This window comes from Paraburkholderia terricola (assembly GCF_900142195.1).
GTDB classification, from domain to species: Bacteria; Pseudomonadota; Gammaproteobacteria; order Burkholderiales; family Burkholderiaceae; genus Paraburkholderia; species Paraburkholderia terricola.
In genome coordinates, this window is record NZ_FRAB01000009.1 from 138529 (window position 1) to 153054 (window position 14526).

Sequence of the window (14526 nt, forward strand, 5' to 3'; positions counted from 1 at the left end):
GAGCGCGCGGCCGTTGGCCGCGCGCTCGTCCTTGCAGCACCCGCAATCAATCCGCGCGCAATACGATCGTCGCGAGCGGCGGCAGCGTGAGCGATGCCGAATGCGGCCAGCCGTGGCTCGGCATGGCCTCGGTATGGATCACGCCGCCGTTGCCCATGTTCGAGCCGCCGTACACGCTGGCATCCGTGTTCAGCACCTCCGACCAGCGGCCGCTCTGCGGCATGCCCATCCGGTAACCCAGCCGCGGCACCGGCGTCATGTTGCAGACGACCACGACTTCGCGGCCCGCGCGATCCGTGCGGCGCCACGCGAACACGCTGTTGCCGCTGTCGTCGCCGATCAGCCATTCGAAGCCGCCCGGCTCGCTGTCGAGCAGGTACAGCGCGGGCTCCTCCCGATAGAGCCGGTTGAGATCGCGCACCAGCATCTGCACGCCGTGATGGTTCGGATCGTCGAGCAGATTCCAATGCGGCGACGCGTCGTGATCGAACTCCGCGAACTGGCCGAATTCGCCGCCCATGAACAGCAGCTTCTTGCCCGGATGCGTCCACATGAAGCCGAAGTACGCGCGCAGATTGGCGAAGCGCTGCCACGTATCGCCCGGCATCTTGCCGAGCAGCGAGCCCTTGCCGTGCACCACTTCGTCGTGCGAGAGCGGCAACACGAAGCGCTCGGAATACGCGTACACCATCCCGAAGGTCATGTTGTGGTGATGGTACTGTCGATAGACGGGGTCTTCGGCCATGTAGTGCAGCGTGTCGTGCATCCAGCCCATGTTCCACTTGAACTGGAAGCCGAGCCCGCCGTCTTCCACGCGCGCCGTCACGCCGGGCCAGGCGGTCGATTCCTCGGCGATCGTGATCGCGCCCGGCACACCCGGCACGTAGCCCACTTCGTGATTGAGCCGCTTCAGAAACGCGATCGATTCGAGATTTTCCCGGCCGCCGTAGATGTTCGGCACCCATTCGCCGGCGGCGCGCGAATAGTCGCGATACAGCATCGAGGCGACCGCATCCACGCGCAGGCCGTCGACGTGATAGCGCTTGAGCCACGCCAGGCCCGAGGCGATCAGGAACGCGCTCACCTCGTGGCGGCCGAGGTTGTAGATCATCGTGTTCCAGTCCTGGTGATAGCCTTCGCGCGGATCGGCGTGCTCGTAAAGCGGCGTGCCGTCGAAGTCGACGAGACCGTGCGCGTCGTTCGGAAAATGCGCGGGCACCCAGTCGAGAATCACGCCGAGTCCGGCTTCGTGCGCCTTGTTGACGAAGCCGGCGAACTGCTCCGGCTTGCCGAAGCGCGCGGACGGCGCGAACTGCCCGAGCGGCTGATAGCCCCACGAACCGCCGAATGGATGCTCCGCGACCGGCATGAATTCGACGTGCGTGAAGCCCATGCTCTTCACGTAGGGAATCAGCCGCTCGGCGAGCTCTTCCCAGTCGAGGCCGCGCTGACCTTCCTCGGCGATGCGCAGCCACGATTCGGCATGCACTTCGTAGATCGAGATCGGCGCGCGCGGCGTCTGCTTGCCGGCGCGTGACTGAATCCAGTCCTGATCGGTCCACGGAAACTGCTCGACCTCGTCGACGTGCGCGACCACCGAGGCGGTGCCGGGCGGCTTCTCCGTTTGCATCGCGCACGGGTCCGCCTTCAGCGGCAACGGATGGCCGTCGCGAGAGAGCAACTCGTATTTGTAGCGCGTGCCGGCGCCGACCCGCGGCACGAACAACTCCCACACGCCTGCCTGATGGCGCAGCCGCATCGGATGACGGCGGCCGTCCCATGCATTGAAGTCGCCCACCACCGAGACGCGCCGCGCGTTCGGCGCCCACACGGCGAAGCGCACGCCCGGCACGCCGTCGATTTCCATCGGCCGGGAGCCGAGGCATTCGAGCACCGCGTACGGATCGCCGCCGGCGAGACGCCCCAACGGTTCGTCGCCGAGAACCGGGCCGAATGAATACGTGTCCTCGATCTCCTGCACCACGCCGTGCCAGTCGATGCGCAAGCGATACGGCGCCGCCGAGGCGACGCGCCCCGCGAACAGCCCGGGCCGCAATTGCTGGAGTTCGCCGAGCGGCGAACCGTCGGCGCGCGAGATCACGCTGACGTGCGCGGCGTTCGGCAACAGCGCGCGCACCATCGGACCCGCGTCCGTCTGATGCAAGCCTAGCTGCGAGAAAGGATCGGGATGGCGCGCTTCGACGAGCGCGTCGATGTCGAGCGGTTGAAGGCCCACGGCCGGATCGTGCTCACTCATAATCGCCCTCGGCCGGATGAGGCGGTGTGGCGGCGCCAGGCGCCTGGGTTGGGGCGTCGTGCGCGGGCGGTGCGCCGGTGTCGCCGAGCAAACGGCTGGTGAGCGCGGCGAGGCCGCGCACCGGCAAACTGAGCCACGTCGGACGGTTGGCCGCTTCATAGCGGATTTCGTAGGCGGCTTTCTCGATCAGGAACAGATCGAGCAAGGCCTGTTCGGCCTCGGGCGCGACCAGCGGCGTCGGAGCGTTCGCGGCGGCGGCGCGATATTCGTTGAGGAACGCCTCGGTGGCGTGCGCGCGGAAACGGTCGAACAGCGCGCGCTTGCGATCGGCGGTCTGCTGCGGCGCGCTTTCCGTGGTGGACTGCGCCGCCGCGCTCGCATACGACAGCGAGCGCAGCAAGCCGGCGACATCGCGCAACGGACTCGACTTCTGCCGCCGCTCCTCGAGCGAACGCGCGGGCTCGCCTTCGAAATCGATCAGATACGCGTCGCCCTGCGCGACCAGCACCTGGCCCAGGTGGAAGTCGCCGTGAATGCGGATGCGCAGCGCCTGCGCGTCGTCCTGCACGAGTTTGTCGACCGCCTCGACGAGCGCCGCGCGCCGGTCGATCAGGCTTTGCGCCAGCGCCTGGGTTTCGGGGTCCAGCATCTGCGGGATGCGCGGCGCGAGCAGATCGAGCGCGGCGGCGAGCATCGCCTGCGTGCCGTCGATCCAGGCCTTCACCTGTTCGGCGCTGGCGGGCTCCGGCGCGAACGCCGGGTCGTCGGAAGCCGAGGCGAGCGCCACGTGCAACTCGCCGAGCCGCCTGCCGATGATGCCGGTCAACGCGCTGTAGCCTTCCACCAGGATCGCTTCGTTGTCGCGGTCGGGCACTTGCGCTTCCGTGTCGACGGCGACGGCGAGTTCGTCCACCGAGCGGCGCAGGTAGTCGAGCGACCAGTTCCAGGCGTCGCCCTGATTCTCGATAAAGCCTTGCAGGATGGCGAGCGTGTGCGGCACGCCTTCGGGGTCCACGCGCACCACTTCCCCGTACAGCGGCGCGGTGTTCGCGTAGCCGAGCTGGGTCAGGTAGCGGCTGATTTCCGCTTCGGGATGCACGCCGCTCACGAGTCGGCGCACCAGCTTCAGCACCGCGGCGTCCGCGATGATCAGCGAACTGTTGCTTTGCTCGGCCGCCAGCCAGCGGATGTCGGGCCGCTCGCCGAGATTGTCGAGTTCGGCGAAACGCTCGGTCGGGATGAACTGGATCTCGCTCTTCTGCACGGTCGGCACGACAGCGCGTTCGCGCAGCTTGCGCAACACGCCGTGCGCGAAGATCGGCAGCGCGAACGCGTCGGTCAGATGGCCGACGTTGCGGCCGCGCCGCACGCGCGCCAACGCCAGTTGAATGAACAGCGGCGTGGTGGTTTCGCCGCCCCACGTGATCGCGATCGGCACCACGTAGCGCTCGGTGTGCTTGCCCACGTCCGCCTCGATTTCGGTGAACGCGAAGCCGCCGTTCGGAATCGTGGTCAACGCGGCGAGGCGCACCGCATGCATCTTCTGATCCTTCGACGCGAACCAGCGGCGCCGGCTCAGCCATGACGGCAACACTTCGGATTCGAGCAGCCGCACGTTCTCCGGCGTCGGCCCGGCCTGGCCCTCGCGGATCACGATCGTGACGAATTCGGGCAGCGGTTCCGAATGCGCTTGCGCCCACGTCGGACGTTGACCGCCGGGGCACAGCATGAACCACAGGAAGCCATACGGCGGGAAGGTCAGCAGATACGTGAGTTGGCCGATGGCCGGGAACACGGAATCGGCGGTCATTTCGATCGGCACCGCGCCGTTGAATTCCGACAGATCCAGTTCCACCGCTTGCGGCGCGCGCGACAGATTCGCCACGCAGAGAATCGGCGGCTCGTCCGGCAGCTCGCGCAGATACGCGAGTATCTTGCGGTTTTCCGGCTTCAGAAAACGCACCGTGCCGCGTCCGAACGTCTGCTTGGCGCGCCGGGTGGCGAGCATGCGCCGGGTCCAGTTGAGCAGCGAATGCGGATCGCGGCTTTGCGCTTCCACGTTCACCGCGTCGAAGCCGTACAGCGAACCCATCACCGGCGGCAGCACCAGTTGCTCGGGATCGGCGCGCGAGAAGCCGCCGTTGCGATCGGACGACCACTGCATCGGCGTGCGAACGCCGTCGCGGTCGCCGAGGTGGATGTTGTCGCCCATGCCGAGTTCGTCGCCGTAATAGATCACGGGCGTGCCCGGCATCGACAGCAGCAGCGAATTGATCAGTTCGATGCGGCGGCGGTCGCGCTCCATCAGCGGGGCGAGACGGCGGCGAATGCCGAGGTTCAGCCGCGCGCGGCGATCGCTCGCATAGGTGTTCCACAAGTAGTCGCGCTCGGAATCCGTAACCATTTCCAGCGTCAGTTCATCGTGATTGCGCAGGAAAATCGCCCACTGGTTCGACGGAGCGAGGTCAGGCGTTTGCCGCATGATGTCGGTGATCGGGAAGCGGTCCTCGCTCGCGATCGACATGTAGATGCGCGGCATCAGCGGGAAGTGGAATGCCATGTGGCATTCGTCTTCTTCGCCGAAGTATTCCTTCACGTCTTCCGGCCATTGGTTGGCTTCCGCGAGCAGCATCCGGTTCGGGTATTCCGCGTCGATGGTCGCGCGGATCTTCTTCAGCACCGAATGCGTTTCGGGCAGGTTTTCGTTGTTGGTGCCTTCGCGTTCGACCAGATACGGCACCGCGTCGAGCCGCAGACCGTCGATGCCCATGTCGAGCCAGAAGCGCATGACCTGCAACACCTCGCGCAGCACGGACGGATTGTCGAAGTTCAGATCGGGCTGGTGCGAATAGAAACGGTGCCAGTAATAAGCGCCGGCCACCGGATCGTGCGTCCAGTTCGACGGCTCCGAATCGATGAAGATGATCCGCGTTTCAAGGTACTTCTGATCGGTGTCCGACCACACGTAGTAGTTGCGATGATTCGAGCCGGGCTTCGCGCGGCGTGCGCGCTGGAACCACGGGTGCTGATCCGAGGTGTGGTTGATCACGAGTTCGGTAATCACGCGGATGCCGCGTGCGTGCGCTTCCTGAATGAAGCGCTTGACGTCGGAGAGCTGTCCGTAGTCCGGGTGCACGTTGCGGTAATCCGCGATATCGTAACCATCGTCGCGTCGCGGCGACGGATAGAACGGCAGCAGCCAGATCGCATTCACGCCGAGCTCGGCGATGTAATCGAGCTTCGCGATCAGGCCTGGAAAATCGCCGACGCCGTCGTTGTTCGCGTCGAAGAACGACTTGATGTGCACCTGATAGATGATCGCGTCCTTGTACCAGAGCGGATCGTCGCTGAGCGCGGCGGGCTTGCCGCGCCGCGACGTCCGCGTTCTGGCCGCGCCGCCGGTGGCCGCGCTCGTATGAGCTTGCGACGTGGTTTGGGCTGGGTCGTCACGCTTCATGTCGCACCTTCCGTTGGGATTGGGTTGCCAGCGTCTGCGTGATAGTCGCTGTCGGCTTCATCCGGCCGGTCGGCGGGCAGGCCGCCGAGCGGCGCGATGCGCCAGATCGAGAACGGCTGGCCCGAGCCGAGCTGGACGTGCTGCCAGCGGCCATGCCATTCGAAGCGCGCGCCGGTCATCTGATCGGTGACTTCCAGCGCGGCGTGGTCGTGCAGATTCCAGCGCCGGAATGTCTCCCACGACAGTTCGATATCCGCGCCCTGCTCGTTGAACGGGTCGAGGTTGATCGCGACGACGATCACGTTGTCGCGTGCCTCGGTCGCCTTCTCGAAGAACAGCACGTGGTCGTTGTGCGCGGGCAGGAAGGTGAGACCCAGATGCGTTTGCAGCGCCGGATTCGCCCGGCGGATCCGGTTCAACGCGCTGATCTCGCCGACGATGTTGCCCGGCCGGTGCCAGTCCCACGCGCGCAGTTGATACTTCTCGGAGTCGAGATATTCCTCGCTGTTCGGCAGCGCGGCGGCCTCGCACAATTCAAAGCCGCTATACACGCCCCACAAGCCGGCCAACGTCGACGCGAGCGCCGCGCGAATCAGAAAACCCGTGCGTCCCTGCGACTGCAAATGCCGCGGGTTGATATCCGGCGTATTGACGAAGAAGTTCGGCCGGTAGGAATCGCGCGCATCGGTTTGCGTCAGCTCGCTCAGATACTCGATGAAGTCGCGCTTCGACTCGCGCCACGTGAAATATGTGTACGACTGCGAGAAGCCGATCTTGCCGAGCCGGTTCATCATGCGTGGCCGCGTGAAGGCTTCCGCGAGGAAGATCGTGTCGGGGTAGCGCGCGCGCACGTCGTCGATCATCCATTCCCAGAACGGCAGCGGCTTGGTGTGCGGATTGTCGACCCGGAAAATATGCACGCCCGCTTCGATCCAGAACAGGATCACGTCGCGCAGCGCGAGCCACAAAGCGGGCTTGGCGTCGTGCGCATAGAAGTCGGGATTGACGATGTCCTGATACTTCTTCGGCGGATTCTCCGCGTAACGCAGCGTGCCGTCGGGACGCCAGGCGAACCACGTCGGATGCTCCTTGAGCCACGGATGATCCGGCGAACACTGGATCGCGAAGTCGAGTGCGATTTCGAGGCCGTGCGCGTGCGCGGCGGCGAGCATCTGCTTGAAGTCGTCGAGCGTGCCGAGCTGCGGATGCACGGCGGTGTGCCCGCCTTCGGCCGCGCCGATCGCATACGGGCTGCCCACATCGCCCGGCTGCGCGTTCAGCGTGTTGTTACGCCCCTTGCGATTCGCGAGGCCGATCGGATGAATCGGCGGGAAGTACAACACGTCGAAGCCCATGTCGCGGATGCGCGGCAGTTTCTTCGTGACGTCGGCGAAGGTGCCGTGACGCGATTCGTCGTCGCTCATCGAACGCGGGAATATCTCGTACCAGCTCGCGAAGCGCGCGGCGGCGCGGTCCGCGTCGATCTTGTAGACCACCGGGTCGCGGCTCAGGAACGGGCGGTGGCGCGCGGCGGTCATCGCTTTCGCCGTGGCCGGCGCGAGAATCAGCGCGAGCTTCGCTTCGACGTCGGCCTTCGTGAACTGCGTGACGATCCGTTCGAGCGGCTCGGTCACCGCGCCTTCCGCCGTTTCCACTTCGGCCAGCACCAGCGCGAACAGATGCGCGGCTTCGTCGAGTTCGAGTTCGACGGTTTGGCCGGCTTTCAGCTTCTTCTCGATGTGCTCGACCAGCGACGCGAAGTCGTCGCGCCACGCGATCACGGTGAACTCGTGACGGCCGAGGCGTTCGAGCGGAATGCGCGCCTTCCAGATGTCGAGGCCGGCGGGCTGCGCCGGAGTCATCAGCACTTCGTGCCAGGCGGTTTCGTCGGCGGCGCGCCAGATCACGGCTGCCGCGATCTTGTCGTGACCTTCGGCGAAAATCGCCGCGCTGATTTCGGCGCGCTCGCCCACCGAGCGCTTGGCCGCGAAGCGGCCATGATCGACCGAAGGCGTTACGCTCTCGATCGCCACGCGCGGCGCATTGAGCGCTTCGAGCACGGCCTTGTGGCCGCTGCGCTTGCTGTTCGGCTTGTCGATCGGCGGCGCGAGACAGATCGGCTTTTCGGTTACCGCGCGGAACAGGCGCGCCGCGCCGGGCGCGAGCGTGAAGGGCGTCAAGGTGGCGGGCGTGACGTGGCCGGGCGCGTCGAGCGGCACGAAGCGCGTGAAGTTGCCCGGCACGCCGGCGAGAAAGCGCGCCGGATCGACGCGCACCGGCGCGCCGAGTTCGGGATTGATCGCGATCAGGATCGCCTCGCCGGCATCGCGCAGGTCGGCGTGATCGGCGCGCAGCAGGACGGCCGCGGGCGCTCCGGGTCCGCTGAGCGGGCGCAGTTCGCCGTTGGCTTGCAGCGACGAGGTATTGCGCACGATCTCGTTCAGGCGCGCGATCGGCTCGGCGAGATCGAATTTTTTTGCCTGGCAGGCGAGCGCGTACTGCGAGGCGTCGCCGCGCGTTTGCGACATCGGTTCGGTCACGCCGTATTCGAAGCCCATCGGCATCATCCAGCCGGTGCCGATCGAGGCCGCCGTCAACATTGCGCGACGGTAGGCACGCTCGACGATGGCGGCGTCGTGCGCATCGCTGAACTCGGCGGCGAGGCGCGTGCCGTACGGCGCTTCGGGAAACGCGACCGGCCCGGCGATGCGCGCGAGCGCGGCATGCTCCTCGACCATCCAGCTCGAACGGAAGTCCCACCAGCGCACCGATGAGAACACGCTGTCGAAGCCCGCGCCTTCGAGGTCCGGCAGATCGCTGCGCGAGAGGCCCGGCGTCGCGGCGAGAAAACGCACGTTGGGATGCTTCAGGCGCACGGCGTCGCCGAGTTGGCGCCAGACGGCGCCAGGCACGCGATGCGGCGAGTCGAAGCGAAAGCCGCCCACGCCGGCGTCGGCCAGCGCGAGCAGTTGGCGCGTCCACCAGTCGGCCAGCGCGGCGCGGCTGCCGGCATCGTTGAAGTTCGCATACGCGACGTTGTCCTCGCGATGCACATGGCGCGGATCGAGCCGCGCCTCGTCAGACTCGAACGGATGGAACCAGTCGGCGTGTTCGGCGTATAGCGCGCCGTCGGCGGCCATCCGGTCGATCACGAGATCGACCAGCAAGGTCAGGCCGTTCTGGCTCGCGGCGTCCGCGAGCGTGCGGATCGCGTCGGCGGCGGCTTGCTGAGTCTCGAACACCGGATGCAGCCGGGCGTGATTGCCGACCACCTGTCCGTGGCCGGCCTGCCCAGGCTCGAAGAGGCTGCCGATCAGCGCGTGATCGAAGCCCAGCGAGGCCGCGTGAGCGAACCGCGCAGGCCACGCGTCGAGCGGACCAACTAGAAGTGAATGAAAAAAGTAGATCCGCGGCGCGTACCTGTTCGGAGATTCCATCGGTCGTTTCCAGATTCGTCCTGCTGCGGTGTGGATGCAATGGGCATGCGATCACAACGTTCGTTGGGCTTCCAGGGCCGGGTACCGCGCGATGAATGAAGCGTAGGCGCGTATCGGTCAATGTAGTGCAAAGATCGTCACGCCGCTGGCCAAGTGAAGCGCATTTTGACGCCAGGCGTCGGACGCACGGGTGGGCCAGTTCAATGCGCGTAGGCGCAGCAAGGCTTGTGCCAAGCGTGTCGCGAGCGGAACGTGGGATGCGCGAACGTGCGCCCTGTCGGGAAGCGCGCTGAAAGGTGGAAGCGAAGCGGCGTTCGCTGGCGGGGACGGCCTGCGTGTAAAACGGGCGGAGGTGGTCCGGGTTTTACACGAGACGGTTGAGACGGGGATGGTCACTGCCGCGCACGAGGCGCGAGCGCGGCGGCAGGTGATATTGCGCTAAGCGCGCTAAGGGCATTGCCGCGCGCGAGGCACGGTCACGAACCGAGCAGCCCCGCCGCGATATTCACGCAAAGCCCAAGCACCGCGACGTTGAAGTAGAACGACAGAATGGATTGCGCGAGCGCGGCGCGGCGAATCGAGCGCGAGCGCAGCACCACGTCGGCGGTCTGCGAGGCCACGGCGATGGTGAAGGAGAAGTACAGAAAGTCCCAATAGTCCGGCTCGAGCGCATGGTCGGGAAACAGGAGCGCGGTTTCCGTGGCGTCGGTGTCGTAGTAAAGCCGCGCGTAGTGCAGCGCGAAAATGGTCGGGATCATGAACCACGCGCCCATCAGCGTGAGTCCGGTGAGCACGTAGTGCCATACGGTCGAGGCGCCGGCCGTGCCTTTTATCGAGGCCAGTTCGAGCACGATCGCGGCAATGCTCGCGACCGTCGCCACGCAGATCACGAACAGCACCACGCCCGCGTTTTCATCGTCGCGTCGGGCGAAGGCGCGGACCCGGCTTTCGTCGGCCGCGGCCATGTGCACCCAGATCAGCAGCAGATAGCTCCAGACGGCTGCGTCCCAGCCGGCCAGTATGCGGACCATCGGCCGCGCCGGCTCGGGCACGAACAGCGCCGCCACGATGCCGACGACGAGGCCGGCCAGCATGCGCGGGCGATTGCGAAAAACCTGCGGATAATATTTTGCGGGCATGGAATAGAGGTGGGGAGACGTCCGTGCCGCGGATTCTACGCGGCCTGGAGCGCTCGCCGTGCGTTAGGATCGGCAACGCGCATACGTATTCGCCCACGCGGCATTATCATGAACACATGGCTTCCGTACTCGTCAACTCCGTTCAGCATCATTCGGCCAACCCGAGCGGCCGCGACTTTGTAGTCGGCGACCTGCATGGCTGTGTCGATGCGTTGCGCTATCTGCTGCGCACGATCGCGTTCGACCCGGCTTGCGACCGGCTCTTTTCGGTGGGCGATCTGGTGGACCGCGGCGCGCATTCCGAGCAGGCGTTGGCGCTGCTCGACAAGCCGTGGTTCTTCGCCGTGCTCGGCAATCACGAAGACGCGTTATGCGCCGTCGCGGACGGCCGCTTGCGGCGTCAGTGGTGGTATGGAATCGGTGGAACGTGGGCGGCGGATTTGCCCGACGAACGCTTGCAGCACTACGCGGAACGTCTGCGCACGCTGCCGCTCGTGCGCGTGGTCGGCAGCGGCAAGGAGCGCTTCAACATTTTGCACGCTGAATTCTTCGGCACCGACGCCGATCTCGACGCCGGCAACTATTCCGCCGAAACGCGCCAGCAATTGCTGTGGGGCCGCGAACTGGCGTTGGGCAACGGCGATCCGTCGCTGCAACGCGGTCTTTCACTCACCTATTGCGGCCATACGCCGATGCGCGACATTCAGCAGATCGGCTCGCAGGTATTCATCGACACCGGTGCATTCGGACCGGGCGGCAAGCTGACAATTGTCGAGCCGTTGGCGTTGCAGCGCTGGTCGATCTCGGTCGAAGCCGCGCTCGCCGAGGGCGCCGACGCGCTCGCCTTGCCTTGATGGCTTGCCGCGGCGCCTGCCGGGTCCATCAGCCGACCTGGCTGAGCTCGAACACCATGTCGACGCTCGCGCCGTTCCAGTTGTATTCCAGATACGCCGCGTGGTGGCAGTCGCGCAGCAGCGTCGTTTTGAACGCGGCGAGGCATTCGCCGCCGTCGTCCCGCACCGACGGATACGCGATGCCCGGCGCGCCCGCCTCGCGCACGGCCCGGCCGAGCGACTGTCCGGCGAGATAATCGTCCGGCGACAGCACCGCGAGATCGAGCGAAGCATCGTCGCGGATGTCGACCACCTCGCCTTGCGCGAGCACCGTGTAGAGGCGCATTTGCTGGCGCATCGGCGGCTCGGCGGTTGCCTCCAGAAATTTTCCCGTGTGGTAGCGCGTTTCGGCGATTGCCGTGGCGCGCGAGCAGGCGCAATAGAACACGCCGTAGGTGCCGTCGGAGAAACGGCTGCCGAGCGGATTCAGATGGGTGAGCGCGGCCATTATCGGCCCGTAGCCGGGCCCGAAGCGGCGCTCTTCGCGCGGCACCAGATCGAGTTCGCCGATTTCGGTGCGCAGACGGTCGTTGGTCATGGCCTCGAGCGCGTATAGCGCGTCGAAGTCTTCCGGCGAAGCCACCCGGTCGAACAGATTGACGGCCGGAAAGCGCGTGGGAATCACGCGATACGCGGGCGACCAGTCGAGCGGCGCGGTGCGCCAGCGGTCCTGCCAATACGGTTGTGTCACGCCCAGCCGCCTCGCATTGCGTCGAGATACTGGCGCACGGCCACGAGGTCGCTGATGTTGCCGGCCAGCATGCGGTCCAGCGCGCGGCGTCCGCCGAACGGCGGGGCGCTATTGGGGCGCTTGATCCATGCGTCGGCGGCGCTGGGTTGCGGCAGCAGGATTTGCAGCGCCTTGTAGATGCCGAGCAGCAGCGACAGGCGCTCCAGCGTGTCGCGCCCGAGGCGGGCCGTTTCGGGCGCCGACTTCCATTTGAAGTACGTGGAGCGGCCGGGCGAGCCGAGCAGCACGATTTGCTCGTCCGCGCTCAGGTTCCAGTCGCGCGCGATGTTGAAGAACGCGCGTAGGCCCGCCGCGGACATTTCCGTGAGCGTGGGTTCCGAAACGGGCCGGTGAATCGGCGGTTCGGACTGCGTGGCGCGGGCGGCGTGAGGCATGAGCGGGTAAGTCCTTATCTGTACTTAAAACTAATACTAGTCTAAAAAGGGATTTTTGCAAGGGAATATAATCCCGGCTCGTTATGAGAAGCCGAAAATTAGGAGAAGCGGGCGATGTGGGTTCGAGCAGTAGCAACGGCGGTTGCCGTGTGGTGCGTGTCGGGTGTGGCGATGGCAGCCGGCTATCAGGAGGTGTGGAACCCGCCGGAGGCGAGCGCGCATGGCGCGAAGCCGGCGAGGAAAGCGGCCGGCGCGGGCAAGGGCGACCCGGCGGCCGGTTCAAGGGCTGCGGCCAAGTCAGCTTCGAAGCATGCGACGAGTGGTCGGCACACGACGCAACGCATCGCTTCGTCTACACAGGGCGGCAAGAAGGCCGCAACGCATGGCAGCGTGAAAAAGGCGGCAGCCAAAGGGGCGACGAAAGGCGGCGCGACAGGCGCGATCAAGGGGCCGGCCGCGGGCAAGCCCAAGTCGCCGCAAAAGACTGCTGTGATGGCACAGGCCAACAAGCCCCACGCACAAGTCGCTCAAGCGAAATCGGCTCAGCCGAAGCTCGTGCATGCCAACGTGGCCCAGGATCGTCCGGCACATGCCCACGCGGTCGAGGTCGCGGCGAAGCCGGCCGCATCTCACGCGACCGCATCGGCCAAATCGGTCAACGTCAGCGCCAATCCGGCCGACGCCGCGACCAACCCGGCCACCGCCAGCAGCGGCTCGCTGCCGCCGATTCTTCGCTGAAATCGGATCGACTCGCGCGCTGACGACGCGGGCGCATGCCTCAGACGCTCGCCAATCCATTCGCCACCAACCGCAAGGTTTCCGCCGTCCGCGTGTCCCTGACCCGCGAATGCAGCGTCACGCGCGACTGCGGCAGTGGCGGCAAGCCTAGCCGCGCGCCGACATCGGCCAAACCGGGGGGCGCCACTCTGCGCGCCAGCGGCGACACGGCGAGGCCCGCCGCGACCGCCGCTCCAACGGCCGCCACACCGCCGCCGACGAACACTTCCTGCCACGCAATGCCCGCCGCCGTCAGCGTGCGCAGCGCGACGTCGCGCACATTGCACGGCGGGCTCAACAGAGCCAGCGCCAACGGCTCGCCGACGCGAGGCAACCATTCCGGCGTGGCGAGCCATCCGAGCGGTTCGCTGAACAGCACCTGCGCGTCGTCGCGCGGCGGCTGGTCGACGCCGTAGCGAACGATGACCGCGTCGAGGCGGCGTTCGTCGAATTGCGCGAGCAGCGACGCGGACGTCCCCATGTGCAATTCCACGATCAAACCCGGATCGTGCGCGTTGAGCCTCGCGAGCAAGCGTGGCAGGTCCGCGCCGGCGACGTGCTCGCTCAGTCCCAGCGCGAGCCGTCTGCGCTCCACGGACAGCGCACCCAGCGCGCGTTCATGCGCGTTCAGCAGATCGCGCGCGGCGCCGAGAAACGCGTTGCCGTCCGCGGAAAGGCGCACGACGCGCGGCGTGCGCTCCAGCAACTGCTTGCCGAGGTGCGCCTCCAGCCGCTTGAGCTTCAGGCTGACGGCCGATTGCGTGGTGTCGAGCGCATCCGCGGCGCGCGTGAAACTGCGCAGATCGGCAACCAGAACGAACGCTCGCACGGCATCCAGATCGAGAACTTTCATTTTGAATGGATATGAATGAAATCATCAACGATGTCTGTTCATTATGAATCAGTGCGCCTAAGCTGGGTTTATCCAATCAACCGCAGCGAAGGAGTTTGACCATGCCGCTCACACGAATCGCCCTGCGCGCCGGCAAACCGGCCGAATACCGGAAGGCGCTGACCGACAGCATCCAGCGCGCGCTGGTCGGCACGTTCAACGTCCCGAAGGACGACGTCTTCATGCTTCTCAGCGAGCACGAGGCCGGCAATCTGATTTACGACAGGCAGTATCTGAACATCGAGCGCAGCGATGATTTCGTCGCGATTCAACTCACGGTGAGCAACACGCGCACGCTCGAGCAGAAGAGGGCGCTGTACCAGCGCATCGCGGATGAACTCGCGCAGTCGCCGGGGCTGCGGCGAGAAGATGTGTTCATCAGTCTCGTCGAGGTGGACAAGGAGAACTGGTCGTTCGGCAACGGGATCGCGCAGTACGCGGTTTGAATGCGGGGACCAACGTCACCGCGTGTGAGATGCACGCGTGCTGAACGGGCGGCGTCTATTTCACTTGACCATGCCGCCGCCCGTTGGTTTTTAGAAGCGGCGC

General features: G+C 66.0%; 10 protein-coding genes. 3 read left to right on the forward strand and 7 right to left on the reverse strand.

Annotated elements, in window-relative coordinates:
* Positions 1-46: 46 nt before the first annotated feature.
* The 4 genes from glgB to BUE39_RS10565 form a co-directional block, all read right to left on the reverse strand.
* Positions 47-2257 carry a 1,4-alpha-glucan branching protein GlgB gene (gene glgB, locus BUE39_RS10550; RefSeq protein ID WP_073428599.1) on the reverse strand — a complete coding sequence of 737 codons (2211 nt, stop codon included), beginning with the start codon at positions 2255-2257 and terminating at the stop codon, positions 47-49.
* Entirely contained in the window at positions 2250-5714 is a 3465-nt protein-coding gene (gene treS, locus BUE39_RS10555) for a maltose alpha-D-glucosyltransferase (protein WP_073428600.1), read from the reverse strand. The genes glgB and treS overlap by 8 nt, the downstream gene beginning before the upstream one ends.
* Positions 5711-9151 (reverse strand): maltotransferase domain-containing protein, encoded by a 3441-nt coding sequence (locus tag BUE39_RS10560; protein WP_073428601.1) that lies wholly within the window; start codon positions 9149-9151, stop codon positions 5711-5713. Before BUE39_RS10560 ends, treS begins: the two co-directional genes overlap by 4 nt.
* Before the next feature lie 476 nt (positions 9152-9627).
* Positions 9628-10290, reverse strand: a complete 663-nt coding sequence (locus BUE39_RS10565; protein WP_073428602.1) for a DUF1345 domain-containing protein — start codon at positions 10288-10290, stop codon at positions 9628-9630.
* Positions 10291-10406: 116 nt separating this feature from the next.
* Here BUE39_RS10565 and BUE39_RS10570 point away from each other — a divergent pair, with 116 nt between their 5' ends.
* On the forward strand, positions 10407-11144 hold the full coding sequence (locus BUE39_RS10570; protein ID WP_090518761.1) for a metallophosphoesterase: 738 nt from the start codon (positions 10407-10409) through the stop codon (positions 11142-11144).
* Between the two features lie 28 nt (positions 11145-11172).
* Here BUE39_RS10570 and BUE39_RS10575 read toward each other — a convergent pair whose 3' ends face one another.
* On the reverse strand, positions 11173-11874 hold the full coding sequence (locus BUE39_RS10575; RefSeq protein ID WP_073428603.1) for an RES family NAD+ phosphorylase: 702 nt from the start codon (positions 11872-11874) through the stop codon (positions 11173-11175).
* Positions 11871-12308, reverse strand: a complete 438-nt coding sequence (locus tag BUE39_RS10580; RefSeq protein ID WP_073428604.1) for an MbcA/ParS/Xre antitoxin family protein — start codon at positions 12306-12308, stop codon at positions 11871-11873. The genes BUE39_RS10575 and BUE39_RS10580 overlap by 4 nt, the downstream gene beginning before the upstream one ends.
* Before the next feature lie 114 nt (positions 12309-12422).
* On the opposite strand from BUE39_RS10580, the gene BUE39_RS10585 reads away from it, so the two are divergent.
* Positions 12423-13046 (forward strand): hypothetical protein, encoded by a 624-nt coding sequence (locus tag BUE39_RS10585; RefSeq protein ID WP_073428605.1) that lies wholly within the window; start codon positions 12423-12425, stop codon positions 13044-13046.
* 40 nt (positions 13047-13086) lie between these two features.
* Here BUE39_RS10585 and BUE39_RS10590 read toward each other — a convergent pair whose 3' ends face one another.
* Positions 13087-13938, reverse strand: a complete 852-nt coding sequence (locus BUE39_RS10590) for a LysR family transcriptional regulator (protein WP_073428606.1) — start codon at positions 13936-13938, stop codon at positions 13087-13089.
* 101 nt (positions 13939-14039) lie between these two features.
* Here BUE39_RS10590 and BUE39_RS10595 point away from each other — a divergent pair, with 101 nt between their 5' ends.
* Positions 14040-14423: a tautomerase family protein gene (locus BUE39_RS10595; RefSeq protein ID WP_073428607.1), complete on the forward strand. Its 384-nt coding sequence runs from the start codon at positions 14040-14042 to the stop codon at positions 14421-14423.
* Positions 14424-14526: the final 103 nt, after the last annotated feature.

Coding starts and splice junctions, on each gene's coding strand:
- glgB (WP_073428599.1), bottom strand. CDS start 2,257: ATGAGTGAGCACGATCCGGCCGTGGGCCTTCAACCGCTCGACATCGAC.
- treS (WP_073428600.1), bottom strand. CDS start 5,714: ATGAAGCGTGACGACCCAGCCCAAACCACGTCGCAAGCTCATACGAGC.
- BUE39_RS10560 (WP_073428601.1), bottom strand. CDS start 9,151: ATGGAATCTCCGAACAGGTACGCGCCGCGGATCTACTTTTTTCATTCA.
- BUE39_RS10565 (WP_073428602.1), bottom strand. CDS start 10,290: ATGCCCGCAAAATATTATCCGCAGGTTTTTCGCAATCGCCCGCGCATG.
- BUE39_RS10570 (WP_090518761.1), top strand. CDS start 10,407: ATGGCTTCCGTACTCGTCAACTCCGTTCAGCATCATTCGGCCAACCCG.
- BUE39_RS10580 (WP_073428604.1), bottom strand. CDS start 12,308: ATGCCTCACGCCGCCCGCGCCACGCAGTCCGAACCGCCGATTCACCGG.
- BUE39_RS10585 (WP_073428605.1), top strand. CDS start 12,423: ATGTGGGTTCGAGCAGTAGCAACGGCGGTTGCCGTGTGGTGCGTGTCG.
- BUE39_RS10590 (WP_073428606.1), bottom strand. CDS start 13,938: ATGAAAGTTCTCGATCTGGATGCCGTGCGAGCGTTCGTTCTGGTTGCC.
- BUE39_RS10595 (WP_073428607.1), top strand. CDS start 14,040: ATGCCGCTCACACGAATCGCCCTGCGCGCCGGCAAACCGGCCGAATAC.